12 protein-coding genes are annotated in these 16,121 nt (G+C 35.1%); 8 read left to right on the top strand and 4 right to left on the bottom strand.

The window, feature by feature from the left end; translation table 11 throughout:
• Positions 1–75 precede the first annotated feature (75 nt).
• Complete coding sequence (locus tag E0W69_RS12550; RefSeq protein WP_131330403.1) at positions 76–1,116, top strand: NAD(P)-dependent alcohol dehydrogenase; 1,041 nt, start codon at positions 76–78, stop codon at positions 1,114–1,116.
• Positions 1,117–1,194: 78 nt separating this feature from the next.
• Here E0W69_RS12550 and E0W69_RS12545 read toward each other — a convergent pair whose 3' ends face one another.
• A complete protein-coding gene (locus E0W69_RS12545; protein WP_131330402.1) occupies positions 1,195–2,187 on the bottom strand; it encodes an alcohol dehydrogenase catalytic domain-containing protein in 993 nt (330 codons plus the stop codon).
• Between the two features lie 77 nt (positions 2,188–2,264).
• Here E0W69_RS12545 and E0W69_RS12540 point away from each other — a divergent pair, with 77 nt between their 5' ends.
• From E0W69_RS12540 to E0W69_RS12525, 4 genes are all read left to right on the top strand, one after another.
• Positions 2,265–2,642, top strand: a complete 378-nt coding sequence (locus E0W69_RS12540) for a winged helix-turn-helix transcriptional regulator (RefSeq protein ID WP_131330401.1) — start codon at positions 2,265–2,267, stop codon at positions 2,640–2,642.
• Between the two features lie 147 nt (positions 2,643–2,789).
• Entirely contained in the window at positions 2,790–3,974 is a 1,185-nt protein-coding gene (gene dinB / locus E0W69_RS12535) for a DNA polymerase IV (protein WP_225321247.1), read from the top strand.
• Positions 3,955–6,903 (top strand): DNA polymerase III subunit alpha, encoded by a 2,949-nt coding sequence (dnaE, locus tag E0W69_RS12530; RefSeq protein ID WP_131330400.1) that lies wholly within the window; start codon positions 3,955–3,957, stop codon positions 6,901–6,903. The genes dinB and dnaE overlap by 20 nt, the downstream gene beginning before the upstream one ends.
• Before the next feature lie 9 nt (positions 6,904–6,912).
• A complete protein-coding gene (locus E0W69_RS12525) occupies positions 6,913–8,274 on the top strand; it encodes an exonuclease domain-containing protein (RefSeq protein WP_131330399.1) in 1,362 nt (453 codons plus the stop codon).
• Between the two features lie 85 nt (positions 8,275–8,359).
• On the opposite strand, the gene E0W69_RS12520 is transcribed toward E0W69_RS12525, so the two are convergent.
• The gene (locus E0W69_RS12520; RefSeq protein WP_131330398.1) at positions 8,360–10,741 is read right to left on the bottom strand and encodes a TonB-dependent siderophore receptor; all 2,382 of its coding nucleotides are present in this window, start codon (positions 10,739–10,741) and stop codon (positions 8,360–8,362) included.
• 337 nt (positions 10,742–11,078) lie between these two features.
• Positions 11,079–12,338, bottom strand: a complete 1,260-nt coding sequence (locus tag E0W69_RS12515; RefSeq protein ID WP_131330397.1) for an NRAMP family divalent metal transporter — start codon at positions 12,336–12,338, stop codon at positions 11,079–11,081.
• Between the two features lie 350 nt (positions 12,339–12,688).
• Here E0W69_RS12515 and E0W69_RS12510 point away from each other — a divergent pair, with 350 nt between their 5' ends.
• From E0W69_RS12510 to E0W69_RS12500, 3 genes are all read left to right on the top strand, one after another.
• A complete protein-coding gene (locus tag E0W69_RS12510; RefSeq protein ID WP_131330396.1) occupies positions 12,689–13,594 on the top strand; it encodes a DUF6607 family protein in 906 nt (301 codons plus the stop codon).
• Positions 13,595–13,760: 166 nt separating this feature from the next.
• Positions 13,761–14,699 carry a ring-cleaving dioxygenase gene (locus E0W69_RS12505; protein WP_131330395.1) on the top strand — a complete coding sequence of 313 codons (939 nt, stop codon included), beginning with the start codon at positions 13,761–13,763 and terminating at the stop codon, positions 14,697–14,699.
• A gap of 11 nt (positions 14,700–14,710) precedes the next feature.
• Positions 14,711–15,331: an alpha/beta hydrolase gene (locus tag E0W69_RS12500; protein WP_131330394.1), complete on the top strand. Its 621-nt coding sequence runs from the start codon at positions 14,711–14,713 to the stop codon at positions 15,329–15,331.
• A gap of 70 nt (positions 15,332–15,401) precedes the next feature.
• On the opposite strand, the gene E0W69_RS12495 is transcribed toward E0W69_RS12500, so the two are convergent.
• A complete protein-coding gene (locus tag E0W69_RS12495) occupies positions 15,402–15,986 on the bottom strand; it encodes a Crp/Fnr family transcriptional regulator (protein WP_131330393.1) in 585 nt (194 codons plus the stop codon).
• Positions 15,987–16,121: the final 135 nt, after the last annotated feature.

The raw sequence follows: 16,121 nt of genomic DNA, 5'->3' as shown, positions 1-16,121 counted from the left end.
GCAATTATTGGGAAATATTTTTATACTTATTTACAAACAAATGAATAGTTTTAATATCTAAAAAAACAATCAATTATGATACAAGCGAAAGGATATGCGGCGCAAAGCCCGACCGAAGATTTAGCGCCATGGGATTTTGAAAGAAGAGAAGTCGGACCGCACGACGTACAGATAGAGATTTTATATTGCGGTGTTTGTCATTCAGATTTACATCAAATTAAAAACGATTGGTTTCCTGGTGTATTTCCGATGGTGCCAGGACATGAAATTGTCGGTCGTATCGTCAAAGTTGGTGACCATGTAAAGAATTTTAAAGTAGATGAATTGGCTGGCGTTGGTTGCATGGTAGATTCTTGTCAAGAATGCGAAAATTGTAAAAATGATTTGGAGCAATATTGTCTAGAAGGCAATACGCAGACGTATAATAATCTCGACAGAAGCGGCGTGCCTACATACGGCGGGTATTCTAATAACGTCGTTGTACGTGAAGAGTTTGTTTTGCACGTTTCTGATAAATTAGACCTTGCCGCAACTGCGCCTTTATTGTGTGCCGGTATTACGACATATTCTCCACTAAGACACTGGAAAGTAGGAAAAGGACACAAATTGGCGATTTTGGGTTTGGGTGGATTAGGACACATGGGCGTAAAATGGGGCGTTGCATTTGGTGCGGACGTTACCGTTTTATCTACGTCTCCATCCAAAGAAGCTGCCGCGAAAGAATTGGGCGCGCATCATTTCGTAGTGACTTCAGATCCTGCGCAATTAGAAGCGGTGAAAGGAAGTTTTGATTTTATTTTGGATACAGTTTCCGCTCCGCATGACATGAATATGTATTTGTCCTTATTAAAAACGAATGGTACGCATATATGCGTAGGAGTACCACCCAAACCAATGGAAGTTGCAGCATTTGCCTTGTTAGGTGGTAGAAAAAGTGTGGCCGGTTCTGGTATTGGTGGGATTAAAGAAACACAAGAAATGTTGGACTTTGCAGCCGAGCATAATATTGTTTCGGATATTGAATTGATCAATATCAAAGATATCTCTACCGCTTACGAAAGAATGTTGAGAGGGGATGTTCGTTATCGTTTTGTAATTGATAATGCTACGTTGTAGATATTAAGTTTGGATAACTATAAAAATTCCCACATGGTTTTACTGTGTGGGACTTTTTTATAGTTGTAAATGTTTTTTTTATATTTTAAAAATAGCTTTACCGCCATCATTGGAGGTATAGGATAGTGCCTCCTCCACTTCGTCAAGACTAAATGTTTTTCCGATTTTAGTGGTGAAATGTGGCATGTGTAATACTTGACTAATTGCATCCAAAGCAATTGTAAGTTGTTGTTTGTTTTGTACGGTCTCTGTTTTGAAATTACTAAAACTTTGTAGGGAAATATCTTTCACCAATACGCTAGAAGGAAAGGATAACGGCGTTTTTGTATCCAAATAACCATAACTATAAATTGCGGTATTCATCGGTAAATATGCAATAATATCATTGATTATTTTACCACCAACTCCATCAAAAACGGCTGTTGCTTCTAATTCGGATGCGAGCGTTTGTAATTGTGTTTGAAAATGTGGATCAGTTTGAACTATAATATTTTTTGCACCTAATTTTTCCAATTGTTCTTTTCCTTCTTGGGTTCTGACGATGGAAATAATAGGGAAATGATATACCAAACTAAACCCCAATAATGCAATGCCTGTAGCAGAAGTTCCCGCAGTGCAAATAATTGCTTTCTTATTTTGCGCTTGTATTTGTTTTAAAAATGCATAGGAGGTGATTGTATTTACCAATGATCCTGAGTATAGTTTAGGTTCTACTGCGTCTGGTAATATGGCACACTGCATATAGTGCATGTGACTATATTCGCTCCACGTACCTACAATTTCATCGCTAAACTGCAAGGAACGGTAGATCGTCACATATTTACCCAAATAATGACTTGGTACGCCTTCTCCCACGGCTAACACTTTTCCTACACCAGACACTCCCGCAATATCGTAACGGCTGGATGGAAAAAATCCTTTGGGTAACATACCGGATAAGAACACTCGGTCGCCAGGATTAATGCCTATATATTCCATTTTGATCAGTATATGTTCGGGTGCTGCATTTTGAGGTTGTGGGATATTGTCAACGACGATTCTTTGATTATTTTCAACGATAACGGCTTTCATGATTGTCTCTTTTTTTATTTATGCAAATATATTTTAATACCTACTTTTGTACTAGTACTTACCCTAAAGTGTGTATTATGACAGCTATAAAGATATCGTCTTCTAATCAGTTAAATAAGAAAGCCATAGAGATAAAATGCCCCGTAGCTTACACGTTGCATAAGATTGGTGGTAGATGGAAAGCGCGCGTGATTAATCAGTTATTGTCAGGTGCAAAAAGGTATAGCGAACTTAGAAAATCTTTATCTCCCATTACCGAAAAAATGTTGATCCAGACATTGAAAGAACTAGAATCGGATGGCATTATTACGCGTCACACATTTGAAGTAATTCCGCCACATGTTGAATATGATCTTACTGAATTAGGGCATGAATTGAAACCTGTACTTATGGCAATGATTCAGTGGGGCTTGAAACATAATAAGAAAGAGAAATCTTCCATAGGCGTTGCGTAGTTCATTTCTCGATTGTAATAAATGATTATTTAATTTTTCTTTTTCCCTAAATTTTTGATTATCAACTCGTTTTATAAATACTAAAATATTTATCCTTTTAATACTAAAAATATTAGTAAAATTGCATTTGGAAATAATAATTTTCGGATGATGCAAGAGGTTAATCGACATATTGTACACATGGATTTGGATTCTTTTTTCGTATCTGTTGAGCGATTAAAGGATATAAGGTTGAAGGGAAAACCGATACTCGTAGGTGGATTTTCTGATAGAGCTGTTGTTGCTTCTTGTTCGTACGAGGCGCGTCAGTTAGGTGTACACTCTGCTATGCCAATGCGTCTAGCTCGACAGTTATGTCCTGAGGCCACGATCATTAGAGGTGATATGGAGGAATATGCTAAATACTCGCGTATTGTGACAGAAATTATTTCAGAAGTTGCACCGGTCGTGGAGAAGGCAAGTATTGATGAGCATTATTTGGATATTACGGGATTGGATCGATTTTTTGGCTGTTGGCAATGGACGAGAGAGTTGCGTCAACGGATAATCGATCACACAGGGTTGCCTATTTCATTTGGACTTTCGATTAATAAAACAGTATCCAAAATCGCCACGGGACAAGCAAAACCTGATGGAGAATTACAAGTGCCCGATGGTACGGAAAAAATATTTTTATCTCCATTATCTATTCGAAAAATTCCCATGGTAGGAGAGAAGACCTATATCAGTTTGCGTAATATGGGCATTAGTAAAATAGGTACTTTACAGCAAATGGAATTACCTACGATGGCCAAGGTGATGGGGCAAAATGGGATTATGATTTGGAAAAAAGCAAATGCGTTGGATGATGCGCCGGTAACTCCTTATTCCGAACAAAAGTCGATGAGTAAAGAAACTACATTCGAACAGGATACGACCGATATGGAAAAATTACGCAAAGTGCTTTTTCGAATGGTAGATGAGCTGGCTTTTGAGTTGCGTAGTATGGGAAAAATTACAGGATGTCTGACGCTCAAAATCCGCTATGCCAATTTTGATACGCATACTAAACAAATTCAGCTCCCCTACACCGCTTCGGATAAAGTGATTTTGGAAAAAGTCATGGACTTATTTCGCAAGTTATATAGTCGTCGTATGTTGATACGTTTGGTCGGGATCCGCTTGAGCCAATTGATTCATGGTAGCTTTCAAACAGATATGTTTAATGATAAAATTGAAGAATTGAATCTTTTATCTGCGCTAGATAATATTAGAGTCAAATATGGTCAAGATATTATCAAGAGAGCCTTTTTACAAACTAAAGATTTAAAAGATGCTACTCAACGTTCATAGTTATTATAGTTTGCGCTATGGTACGTTGAGTATCGAACAATTGCTGGAAGGAGCAAAGGTTTGTGGTTATACTACAATCGTGTTGACAGATATTAATAACACAGCTTTTGCACTCGAATTTATTTATCAATCGAGAGAAAAGAAAATTAAAGGACTGGCTGGCGTAGAATTTAGAAATGAGGAAGAATTATTATTTATCGGAATTGCACAGAGTATAGAAGGTTTTCGGGAAATGAACGAGCTTCTAACTATAACAAATAGATATAAAAAGAAGTTACCTGAGTGTGCACCTGATTGGAAATATGTGTATGTTATTTATCCTTATGGAAAGAAAAAAATACATAGTTTGAAATCATTTGAATATATAGGAGTACGTCCTTTTCATTTGAACAAAATTCGTTTGGAAGATGCCGATAACTATAAAAAATATGTGATGTGGTATCCTATTACGTATCACCGCAGAGGTGGTTATCTTTTACATAAACAGCTAAGAGCGATCGATCATAATATACTATTATCTCAATTGGAAAAAGGACAATATGCACTGAAAAACGAATCCTATATTTCTTCTGAAGAATTATTATGTAAGTATAAAGATTTTCCTATTATAATAGGTAATACGCTAGCTTTATTATGCCAATGTAAATTTGAATTTGATTATGAAGAAGTGAAAAATAAGCAATGTTTTAGTGAAAGTTTCGAAAAAGATAAAGAGATTTTATTAACTAAAACTTTAGCAGGCTTTTCACAGAGATATGGTGCAGATAATGCCACTGCATTAGCGAGAATATACAAGGAGATAGATATCATTGTAGCGTGTAAATATGCTGCTTATTTTTTGATAACCGACGATATATGCACCTATGCACGGAATAAAGGTTATTATTATGTAGGTCGGGGTAGTGGCGCAAATTCTGTAGTCGCTTATTGTTTGGGTATTACAGAAGTGGATCCGATTGAGTTGAATTTGTATTTTGAACGATTTCTAAATGTAAAAAGAAAAAATCCTCCTGATTTTGATATTGATTTTTGTTGGAACCAACGTGATGATGTTTATAGTTATATTTTTTCTAAATATGGAAATGAGCATGTCGCCCTGATGGGGTCGATGAGCAAATTTAAAGATCGTAGTATAGTACGCGAATTGGGAAAAATATACGGACTTCCCAAATCGGAAATAGATCAATTGGTTAGAGATCCTAATGCGGTTGTTAATAAAAATGAAGTGACGAACTTGATCATTTCCGTATCAGAAAAGATGCGAAATTTTCCTAACCAAAGAACGATACATGCTAGTGGTGTCTTGATTTCCGAACGTCCATTGTCTTATTATGGTGCGATAGATTATCCTCCGAAAGGTTTGCCTACAGTACAGTTTGATATGTATACAGCAGAGGCTATCAATATGGAAAAATTAGATGTATTGTCTCAGCGTGGTATAGGTCATATCAATGATTGTATTCAAATTATTCAAGAAAATAAAGGAGAAGTCGTAGATGTACATCGCCCCAAAGATTTTTTTCAAGATATAAAAATTGCACAGCAATTGGTTTCGGCAAATACGATTGGATGCTTTTATATAGAAAGTCCTGCGATGCGTCAATTACTTACTAAATTAGAATGTAGTACTTATGCGGTATTGGTAGCAGCGAGCTCAATTATTCGCCCAGGCGTTGCGAGTAGTGGCATGATGAAAACGTATATAGAATGTCATCGTCGACCCAATGAAGTAAAATATTTGCATCCGGTTTTTAAGGAGCAGTTGGAAGAAACGTATGGAGTAATGGTGTATCAAGAAGATGTAATGAAAATTGGCCATCATTTTGGAGGTTTGGATCTTGCGGAGGCAGATGTATTGCGGCGAATGATGAATAATAAATATCGTGAAGATGCCAATAGTGAAATTATAGCATTAAAAACTAAATTTTTTGAAAATTGTAAGGCGAAAGGCTATGAAGATGCTACAATTGAGCTCGTATGGAATCAGATGAAATCATTTGCCGGGTTTTCGTTCAATAAAGCACATAGTGCGAGCTATGCAGTCGAAAGCTATCAAAGCCTTTTTTTGAAAACCTATTATCCACTAGAATTTATGGTAGCGGTTTTGAATAACTATGGCGGATTTTATGGACGAAAAGTATATATTAATGAAGCTAGAAAATTTGGAGCAACGATCCACTTGCCCGATATCAATAAGAGTGGATTGCAGGCGAAAATATATGGAACTGATATATATTTAGGATGGGATGGCGTATTGAATTTGGAACAAGCATTTGTACATAGATTAGTTTCTGAACGGATGGAAAACGGCGATTACCTTAATTTGGAAAATTTTATTATTCGTACAAATGTAGGCTTGGAACAGATGATCGTCTTAATACGTTGTGGTGCATTTAGTATGATGGGAAAAGAAAAAAAAGTATTACTATGGGAAGCGCATTTATTCCTGTCGTCCCAATCGAGTAAGGCTGTTGCAGCCCCAACTTTATTGACTTTGTCAGAAACAAAAGTTCATTTGCCCATGCTGGAGACCTCAATCGAAGAAGATGTATATGATGAGATAGAACTATTGGAGTTGCCGATAACAGAATCTATGTTTTTTTTGGCAAAGAGCAACTATAGGGGCTCGGCATTTGCCAAAGATTTATTGCAATTAGAAGGTTTAGCTGTACGTATGGTATTAGATTTTATATGTGATAAAACCGTGCGAACAAAAAATCAACAGTATATGAAGTTCGGAACGTTTTTGGATATGTACGGCGACTTTGTTGATACAATACACTTTCCTCCATCTTTAAAAGCATTTCCATTAAATGGTATGGGATTGTATTTGGTAGAAGGAATCGTTGTTGTAGATTTTGGTTGTGCCGCAGTAGAAGTGCAACGTTGTGCAAAAATGCCATTAAAACCAGACCCTAGAAGTGTTTAAAGGAATACCATGCAAGAAAAAGAATATGCAATAGTAGATATTGAAACGACTGGTGGGCACTGTGCTGTGTCAGGTATCACAGATATTGCCATTGTTATACATGATGGACAGAAAGTAATAGATCGTTATGAAACGTTAATTAATCCAGTGCAACATATTCCCTATTTTATAGAATCTCTGACGGGTATCAGTAATGAAATGGTGAAAAATGCGCCGCTATTTGAAGATGTTGCATCGGAAATCTATAGTTGGTTAAATGGTCGTGTATTTGTAGCGCATAACGTTAATTTTGATTTTTCATTTGTGTCTCATTATTTGTCATTAGCGGGTTATAGTCTGAAAGCTCCCAAACTATGTACAGTGCGTATGAGTCGCAGGGTCGTCCCGGGATTAACTTCTTATAGTTTGGGCAATCTATGTGCCTCGTTAAATATTCCGATATATAACAGACATCGTGCTGGTGGAGATGCAGATGCTACTGCGGAACTATTTACATATTTAAATGCTTTAGATACGGAAGATTGCGTAGAGGATATGCTGAAGCGAGGTAAGAAAGAACATATTTTGCCGCCAAATTTATCCAAAGGAGAATTTGAAAAATTACCTACGGCGACGGGTGTTTATTTTTTTCTAGATAATAAATTTAAAGTTATTTATGTCGGTAAAGCTAAGAATATCCAAAAAAGAGTAGGGCAACATTTTACGGGAAATAATACGGGCTCACAACGACAAAATTTTTTACGGGAAATACATCATATTAGATTTGAGATATGTGGAACAGAATTAATGGCATTCTTGTTAGAAGCCGCAGAAATAAAGCATCGTTGGCCCAAATACAATCGCTCTTTGAAACAATTTGAACCCAAATATGGCTTATTTGAATACTATGATATTAATGGATTTAAAAGATTGGCAATTGGTCGCGTTACACGCAATCAGCAATGTTTGCAATATTTTTCTAGTGAAGAAGATGGCCGAGATTTATTGCATGCGCTAGTCAAAGATTTTTCCTTATGTTCCAAGAAATGTATGTTAGGTAGTTGTCAGTTTGTTGCTAATTGTTATAGTTGTACTATTTGGGAAGATACAAAAGATGCTTATAATGAAAGAGTAGAAGATGCAATTGCTCATTTACATAATTATTTGTCTAGTTATATAATCGTAGATAAAGGACGCGACGAAGGCGAAAAAAGTATAATCTGGATAGAAAATGGGATTTTTTGGGGTATGGGATATGTGGATATCAATCAAGATATTACTGATATGGAAATAGTACAATCGAGCTTGACAAGATACAATAGTTGCCATTATATGGTGCAGCTAGTTAATACTTTTGCTTTTGAAAATCCCCAAAAGACAATTATGAAGTAGATATGTCTAAGTAATATATAAAAATAAACGAAGCACAAAACTCATACAAGTGCGATGCTTCGTTTATTACTATGGGAATACTAAACTAAAATCTAATTGATAAATTAGCAGAGAATCTGCGTTGCATTTGAGGTATTGTCGTAGCCCAACCAACCCAATACATTTTATTCGTAAGATTATCTAATTTAAACGTCAAACTATATTTCGGTTTGTCGTATGATAATGCTGCATTTAAAACGACAAAAGAGGGTAATGCGTAATTGTCATAAAGGTCATTGATTACTTTATTTTGTGATGCATAATTACCTCCAAATCCAAATCCGATACCAGATAATTTACCCTGTTGTAATCTGTAGCTGATCCATGCATTAGCCATATTTGCAGGACCTGCTGAGCTCGGTCTATATCCATTGAGCGTACTATCAATATTTTTGTATTTACTATCGTTATAGGCATAGCCCAATATAATGTTTAATCCAGCAATAGGATTTGCAGTTAGCTGAGCTTCTATGCCTTTGCTAAACTGTGTTCCATTTTGTACTTGATATTGCGGTCTTGCAGGTGCATCACTTCTTACAACATTGTTCACTTGAATATCATAATAACTTACACTTCCACTCAATTTGCCATTAAGTGTATTTGCTTTAATGCCGGTTTCCCACTGATTGGCATGTTCAGGTTTGAATACACTTGTTGAACCGTCAGGCTGTTGGACTGGAGCTACATTAGAAAAACCATTCATATAATTACCGAATAGCGACAATTGATCTTTTACTAATTGGTATACTAATCCAAATTTCGGAGACAGCGCTCCTTGATGGTATCCTCCGGAATATTGAGCGGTAATAACACTTTTTTGCCCTTTATAATCGTAATAATCCCATCTCACACTTGCCATAGCAATTAAGCGATCCGTTATATTCAAAACATCTTGAACATACGCACTATACGTATTTGTTAAAACTGCGCCAGTTTGAATAAATGAAGTTCCACTCATTGCTTTTTGAAGACTTTCATTTGTCAAGGCAGTATATTCCACTCCAGGATTGGACATACTAACTTTATCAAATAAAGAACTTCCGTAACTTGCTTTTGTTGTCAAACTATAATATTCTAAACCTAATAATATACGATTACGCATTTTGCCAATATGAAAATCTCCATTAATATTTTCTTGGATATCTGTAGCGTAATTATTATAATAGTCATACCACATCATCGTCCTATATAAGGAGTCGTTACCGGCTAATGCGCTCAGCCAACCAGAACCACCAGATTCTTGACCTGAGATATAAGAAAAATTAGTTCTGGACGTCCAGTTAGGAGAAAACTGGTGATTTAATACAGCAAATAATTTTTGTTGATTCGATTTGTCTACGATGCCATCGCCTATAAAGCGTCTTTTCCAATTAATATTCAGATCCTCCGGGCTTCTCACGCCTGTAGCAAGCGAACCATCTACAAAAAGTCTATAAAAGTTATTAGCACGTTCATTTAAAAATTCGCCGTCTATTTGTAATGTAGTGGCGGGATCCATTTTGTATAATAAGGATGGCGCTAAGAATGTATAGTTGTTAAATCCCGCATCTTGCCACGAACCTTCTTTATGTATGGCTCCATTTAATCTAAATAAAAGCGACTTGCTTTTATTTAGTGGAGTGTTAATGTCAATAGTCAACCTGTTTAAGCCATAATTGCCATTTGTATAGCTTATTTCACCTTTAGTGGTGTCTAATGGCTTTTTTGTAACAATATTAAATAGGCCACCATAGGAAATTAATGAACTGCCATATAATGCTCCAGATGGACCTTTTATTGCTTCAATATTTTCTATATTAGAAGGATCGATGCTTCCTGATCCTGCAACGCCTACTACACCATTTCGTAAAAATGACTGTGTGGAAAAACCGCGAGAAGTTACCGTACCACCACCAGAGTTATTTTCTAATTGCATAATTACGCCGGGTACATTTTTTAATGCATCGGCGTAGCTTACAATTAATTGATCCTTTAATACGGCATTCGTTATTGTTGTATATACTTGCGGATTCTCAAGATCTTTTAGCGGCATTTTTGCAACAAAATCACTATTACTACTGCTATAACGATTATGCAAACTAGTTACGCGTACTTCTTCTAGCTGTGTTTTATTTATTTGGATATAGAAATCTTTAGACGTTAGTTGGGTATCATTGGATATAGTAAGTGGTTCTTGTGCAATGATTTTGTCTTGTATAGAAAATGTAATCATCAAATTGCCAGCATTCAGTTTGGATAATTTGAATGCACCATCTTTGTTTGTCAATACTTTATTGCTTGAGCCAATTAAACTGACGAAGATATTAGTAACTGGGAGGCTATCAAGTGTATATACATGTCCCTCCATTTGAAAATCCTGTGCATATAAAGAAAATGCTACTAATAATAGCAGCAACATCATGCATGATGTACGTACGAGTTTTTTCATAAAAAAATAAGGATTAAATAATTAAGGATGCAAAATTATTTTCACTTTATAGTTTCATGATTACGAAAATGGGAATTTCTTTTTTATATTTATATTATCAATAGTAATTTGTAATTAAAAATTCATTTTTTAAATTAAAATATATATTAACTATTTGATAATTAAATCTATAAATATATATAATTATAATTATTTGATTTATGGAGGAATAAATTATCAATTACTTTTTTTGTAAATAAATCAGAATATTTTTTATTGGTAAATTTTATTCTTATTTGTTACGCAATACGAAAAAAAATGTTTTTAGTATTCAATTGTATGGGGTTAAAAATAGATGCTAAAATTGAAAATAGATTAGAGCAATCGCAGCAATTGTCATAATAAGAAAAGTTATCATTCCTAATAAATTGGCAATCCAACCATTCGTATTTTCACTCATGATTTTTTTATTATTGCTTATATGTAGTATGACTAAAATTACGATCGGTGCGGTAATTCCATATAGTATAGAGGAAAATATCAATGCTTGAATAGGCGAAATACCCAATCCATGTAAACATAGTCCTACTAACATTGAAATAGATATGACGATATAAAATGGTTTGGCTTGATAAAACTTTTTATTAAATCCTTTTTTCCAATTAAGAGCTTCGGCAACCATATAAGAAATGGACCCACACAAAACGGGTATAGCTAAAAAACCGGTGCCAATAATACCAATAGCAAATAAGGCATAGGCAAAATTTCCAGCAATAGGCTTGAGAGCAAGAGCCGCTTGCTCAACTGTAGTAATATTAGTAATACCATTAGGATATAGAACTGCGCCGCAAGTGAGAATGATAAAAAACATGACTAAATTAGAAAATAACATTCCGAAATCAATATCTTTTCTCATACTTGTCCATACTTTTTTATCGATAAATAGAACATTTTTTCTTTTTTTATGTCCTTCTGTTTCCATAGTCGTTTGCCAAAAAAAGAGATAAGGTGATATCGTGGTTCCTAATATAGCAACCATCATATTAATGTAAGCCGCGTTCCACTGAATATGAGGTTGTAGCGTAGCATGAATTACGGACTTCCAATTAACATTTGTACAAAATGGAACGATTAGATACACTAGTAGTACCGTGCAGGTCCATTTTAAAATTTTGGCTATTTTTTTATAGGAAAAAAGAATAATACTTAATAAAATAGTGCCACTAAATAAGATAGAAAATAAAAATGCTGGTATTGTAGGGAAAATAAGATTGGCTGCGGCTCCCATTCCTTCTATATCTGCGCCGATATTTAAGAGTATTGCAGGTAAGGATAAAATAATGATGGTCCACAATATCCATTTGGGATAATGATTTTTTAAGGTACTCGTGAGACCTTGTTGGGTAACGACACCAATTTTTCCACACATTTTTTGCATGGCAGCCATTAATGGAAAGGTAAACCATGCCATCCAAAGGGTTGCAAAACCGTATTGTGCACCTACCTGTGAATAGGTTGCTATTCCTGATGGGTCGTCGTCGCTAGCACCTGTCACGAGACCAGGTCCTAATTCTTTAAAAAACTTTATCGCTTTTCGACGGCCTGATTTCTTATGCATGGAATGTGTGTTACTTTATGGTCTCGAAAGTAGGAAGAATTGTGAGATAATGTATTTGTACATTAAGATAAAATTTATCTCACTGAACGTTATATTCTATTTCTCCATTTACTATAAAAACGCTTAGTGCATTTGGGATGAAAATTAGGGAAATGAATGGCTTGCTTTAGTTTTGTTTACAATAATTACGTGGAATGAAGCAATTTCCTATTTCACCTAATTTCTCTTCCAAATGCGTAACGAATCCATATAGTAAAATTTTCCTTAATTGGTAAATATCTTATCGCAATAAGCATGTAAATTTTTTCTTTAAGAAAGACTTTTGTAGAAAATAATAAAAAGTTCAATTAATGAAAAAAATTATTCCTTTAGTCTTATTTTCAGTTGCTAGTATAGTAGGATTTGCACAAGATAGCAAGACGAATGTCGATAAATTATGTGGCTGTTACGAAGTTAGTTTTAAATATGCGGAGACTTTTTCTCCGGATACAAGTTATAAATTTAGAGAAAGAGAGACCATTGAGAATGTTACAGAATTGGCATTGCCGATTGTTAATACGCCTACGAAAGTGGTAATTCAACATTTGCTCGTAATTAATGATACGATGATTGTGAAACATTGGCGTGAAGATTGGACCTACGAAAATCCGATTCAATGGATTTTTAAAGGAGATGGAGTATGGCAAAAAGTAACTTTGTCTGCATCCGAAGTGAAAGGTAAATGGTCACAATCTGTATGGGAAGTTTCAGATGCGCCCCGGTATCAAGGCTCCGCAGCTTGGCAAGTTGTTAATAACAAAACTATATGGGAAAATACAACGGATGCACCGCTTCCGCGTAGAGAATATACGACACGATCTGACTATAATATTTTGAATAGAACCAATCGACTTGTGTTGACGAAAAATGGTTATGATCATGTTCAAGATAATTTGAAAATTCAAAGAACTGAAGGCGCTAGTGATACTATACGTGTAGAAGAAAGCGGATTGAATCGATATGTGCAACAGCCAGAAGAAAAATGTACTCCAGCACTCAACTATTGGAAAAATTATGCGCCATTTTGGATTGCTGTAGAGAAAATTTGGGAAAAGTATATGGATACACATTCGCAAATTACATTAGTGGAAAGTATGGGTAAAGGAAAATCTTTGAATTCTGAATTATTTCGTCTTTCTGATAGTTGGAAGGCTAATAAAGTGTCGGGGAATCTTGATGATGTCTTGCGTGCAACAATTTTACCTCATTTACAATAATTGGATATTTTATTAGTTCAGTCCTTGATAATTTATTAGAGTGCAAAGTACTCGAGTAAATTATCAAGGATTTTTTCTTTTCTTCTACTTTTCAATTTCTTAATCTAGTTCAAGTTTGCTTTTGCAAATAGTCCCCAACTTTGTGTCAACAAAAAAAGGAAATAACATGGCAAACGAAATAAAAGGCTTGCACCACATTACAGCAATCGCCTCTAACGCACAAGTAAACTATGACTTTTATACTAAAGTTTTAGGATTGAGATTAGTTAAAAAAACAGTCAATTTTGATGATCCAGGAACGTATCATTTTTACTTTGGAAATGAAGTAGGCGAACCAGGTGGTATATTAACATTCTTCCCTTGGCAAGGTGTACGTAGAGGTACGAATGGTACAGGCATGGCCACTGAAATCGGTTATTCTGTTAATGCAAATAGTTTGGAATTTTGGAAAGATCGTTTGACTCAATCTAAAATACCTTTTCAAGATATTCAAGAAAGATTTGGCGAACAATACATCAAATTTCAAGATCCAGATGGACTAGAAATTTCGCTTATAGGTTCTAAAACTCCAGATGATAGAGCTCCTTGGACAACTAGTGAAATAACTAAAAATGAAGGTTTAAAAGGTTTTCATACGGTGAATCTTAGTTTGCAAAAATTAGAACCAACAGCTGAAGTGTTGACTGATTTGTTAGGTTATGATTTGATCGGACAAGAAGGAAACAAATATAGATTTGAAACAAAAGCATTTCCAACAGCGAATTTGGTGGATATTACTGTATTACCTGATGGTGCAAGAGGTATTAACTCTGCAGGAACCAATCACCACGTCGCATTTAGAGTAGAAAATGAAGCTGCGCAAATGGAATTAAGAGAAAAAATATTGTCTAAAGGTTTGAATATTACACCTCAGATTGATAGAGATTATTTCTACTCCTTATATTTCAGAGAACCAGGTGGCGTATTGTTTGAAATTGCAACTGAGAATCCAGGATTTACAGTAGACGAACCATTGGAATCTTTGGGTAAAGATTTGAAATTACCTAAACAATATGAAAATGTACGTAAAGACATTGAAAACGTATTACCTTCTTTAATTCAATAAAATTATAGTCCATGAATCATGCACATAAAGTCGTCTATGGCGGCAAATTATTAAAAGATGCGTCTAAAGTCTTGATCATGGTACACGGGAGAGGAGCCAGTGCCGAAAGTATATTATCGCTGGCACCTCATCTTGATATATCAGATTTCGCCTTAGTAGCGCCTCAAGCAACAAATAATACTTGGTATCCATATTCATTTATGGCTCCAGAATCGGAAAATCAACCTTGGTTATCTTCTGCATTGATACTTTTGGATAGTGTAGTGGTAGATTTGAGGCAAAAAGGATTTGCAGATAAGGATATTTATTTTCTCGGATTTTCACAAGGTGCTTGTTTGACCTTAGAATTTGTAGCACAACATGCTGCAGCATTTGGAGGCGTGATCGCTTTTACAGGTGGTGTTATTGGCGAGCAAATTGTTGAAAATAAATATCAAGGAGATTTTAATGGGACGCCTGTATTTATATCCACTGGTGATCCAGATCCTCATGTTCCCGTTCAGAGAGTTTTAGATACCGAAAAGATTTTGAAAAAATTACATGCAGATGTACAAGTGAAAATCTATCCTGGTAGACCACATACGATTACACAAGATGAGATAGATATAGCGAAAGAATTTGTTTTGAAGTAAGGAATCGCTTAATAATGCAGAAAGCTTAGAGCTGAATGCAATAAATAGCTCACTTATAATTTATAATTCATCACTTTTTCGTCCAACCATTTCTTACTTTACTGAGAAACTCTGGTGAGACACCAATATAACGAGCAATTTGATTCTGCGGAACACGTTGCAAGATGTGCGGATATTTTTGCATAAAATCTTGATAACGCTGTTCCGCAGTTTTGCTTACAGATGCATGGAAACGATTCATCATAGTAAACAAACTACGCTGCACCATTAATCGAAATACGCGTTCAAATTTGGGTATTTGTCTAAATAATAATTCCTTGTTTTCATGCGATATCATTAATACATCGCAATCTTCCAATGCTTGAATATTTAAGGTTGCGGGTGTCTGATTGGTAAAACTTTCCAAATCACTTACCCACCAATTTTCTGTTGCAAATGCAACGATCGTTTCTTGCGCATTGAGGTCTACGAAGAAAGTCTTAATGCAGCCTTTCAAGATAAAAGCTTCGAAATTACACACTTGTGTTTCTTCCAATAAGAAACTGTTCTTTTTGAATTTTTTGTAAAAAAATAATTGGTGGAAATACATCATTTCTTCCGCTGTGAAAGGAATGCATTGCTGCACGTAATTATCCAAATTGACAAAATTTTCCATATAAAATTCAAGTTTTTCTAAAGAATATCGTTTCTGATACAAGCAAATATACTGATAGGAAAATTATACGTATTTCTTTAACTTCATTTAAACTTAAGTTGGTATAACTTGTCTAATAAAAGATTGTTGCAATAC

This window comes from Rhizosphaericola mali (assembly GCF_004337365.2).
GTDB classification, from domain to species: Bacteria; Bacteroidota; Bacteroidia; order Chitinophagales; family Chitinophagaceae; genus Rhizosphaericola; species Rhizosphaericola mali.
Note: the sequence above shows the minus strand (reverse complement) of the source record. Positions and strands in the feature narration are given on the sequence as shown.

What these genes read in the sequence shown, in the direction of transcription:
- E0W69_RS12550 (WP_131330403.1), top strand. Translation starts at nt 76, where the DNA reads ATGATACAAGCGAAAGGATATGCGGCGCAAAGCCCGACCGAAGATTTA.
- E0W69_RS12545 (WP_131330402.1), bottom strand. Translation starts at nt 2,187, where the DNA reads ATGAAAGCCGTTATCGTTGAAAATAATCAAAGAATCGTCGTTGACAAT.
- E0W69_RS12540 (WP_131330401.1), top strand. Translation starts at nt 2,265, where the DNA reads ATGACAGCTATAAAGATATCGTCTTCTAATCAGTTAAATAAGAAAGCC.
- dinB (WP_225321247.1), top strand. Translation starts at nt 2,790, where the DNA reads ATGATGCAAGAGGTTAATCGACATATTGTACACATGGATTTGGATTCT.
- dnaE (WP_131330400.1), top strand. Translation starts at nt 3,955, where the DNA reads ATGCTACTCAACGTTCATAGTTATTATAGTTTGCGCTATGGTACGTTG.
- E0W69_RS12525 (WP_131330399.1), top strand. Translation starts at nt 6,913, where the DNA reads ATGCAAGAAAAAGAATATGCAATAGTAGATATTGAAACGACTGGTGGG.
- E0W69_RS12520 (WP_131330398.1), bottom strand. Translation starts at nt 10,741, where the DNA reads ATGAAAAAACTCGTACGTACATCATGCATGATGTTGCTGCTATTATTA.
- E0W69_RS12515 (WP_131330397.1), bottom strand. Translation starts at nt 12,338, where the DNA reads ATGCATAAGAAATCAGGCCGTCGAAAAGCGATAAAGTTTTTTAAAGAA.
- E0W69_RS12510 (WP_131330396.1), top strand. Translation starts at nt 12,689, where the DNA reads ATGAAAAAAATTATTCCTTTAGTCTTATTTTCAGTTGCTAGTATAGTA.
- E0W69_RS12505 (WP_131330395.1), top strand. Translation starts at nt 13,761, where the DNA reads ATGGCAAACGAAATAAAAGGCTTGCACCACATTACAGCAATCGCCTCT.
- E0W69_RS12500 (WP_131330394.1), top strand. Translation starts at nt 14,711, where the DNA reads ATGAATCATGCACATAAAGTCGTCTATGGCGGCAAATTATTAAAAGAT.
- E0W69_RS12495 (WP_131330393.1), bottom strand. Translation starts at nt 15,986, where the DNA reads ATGGAAAATTTTGTCAATTTGGATAATTACGTGCAGCAATGCATTCCT.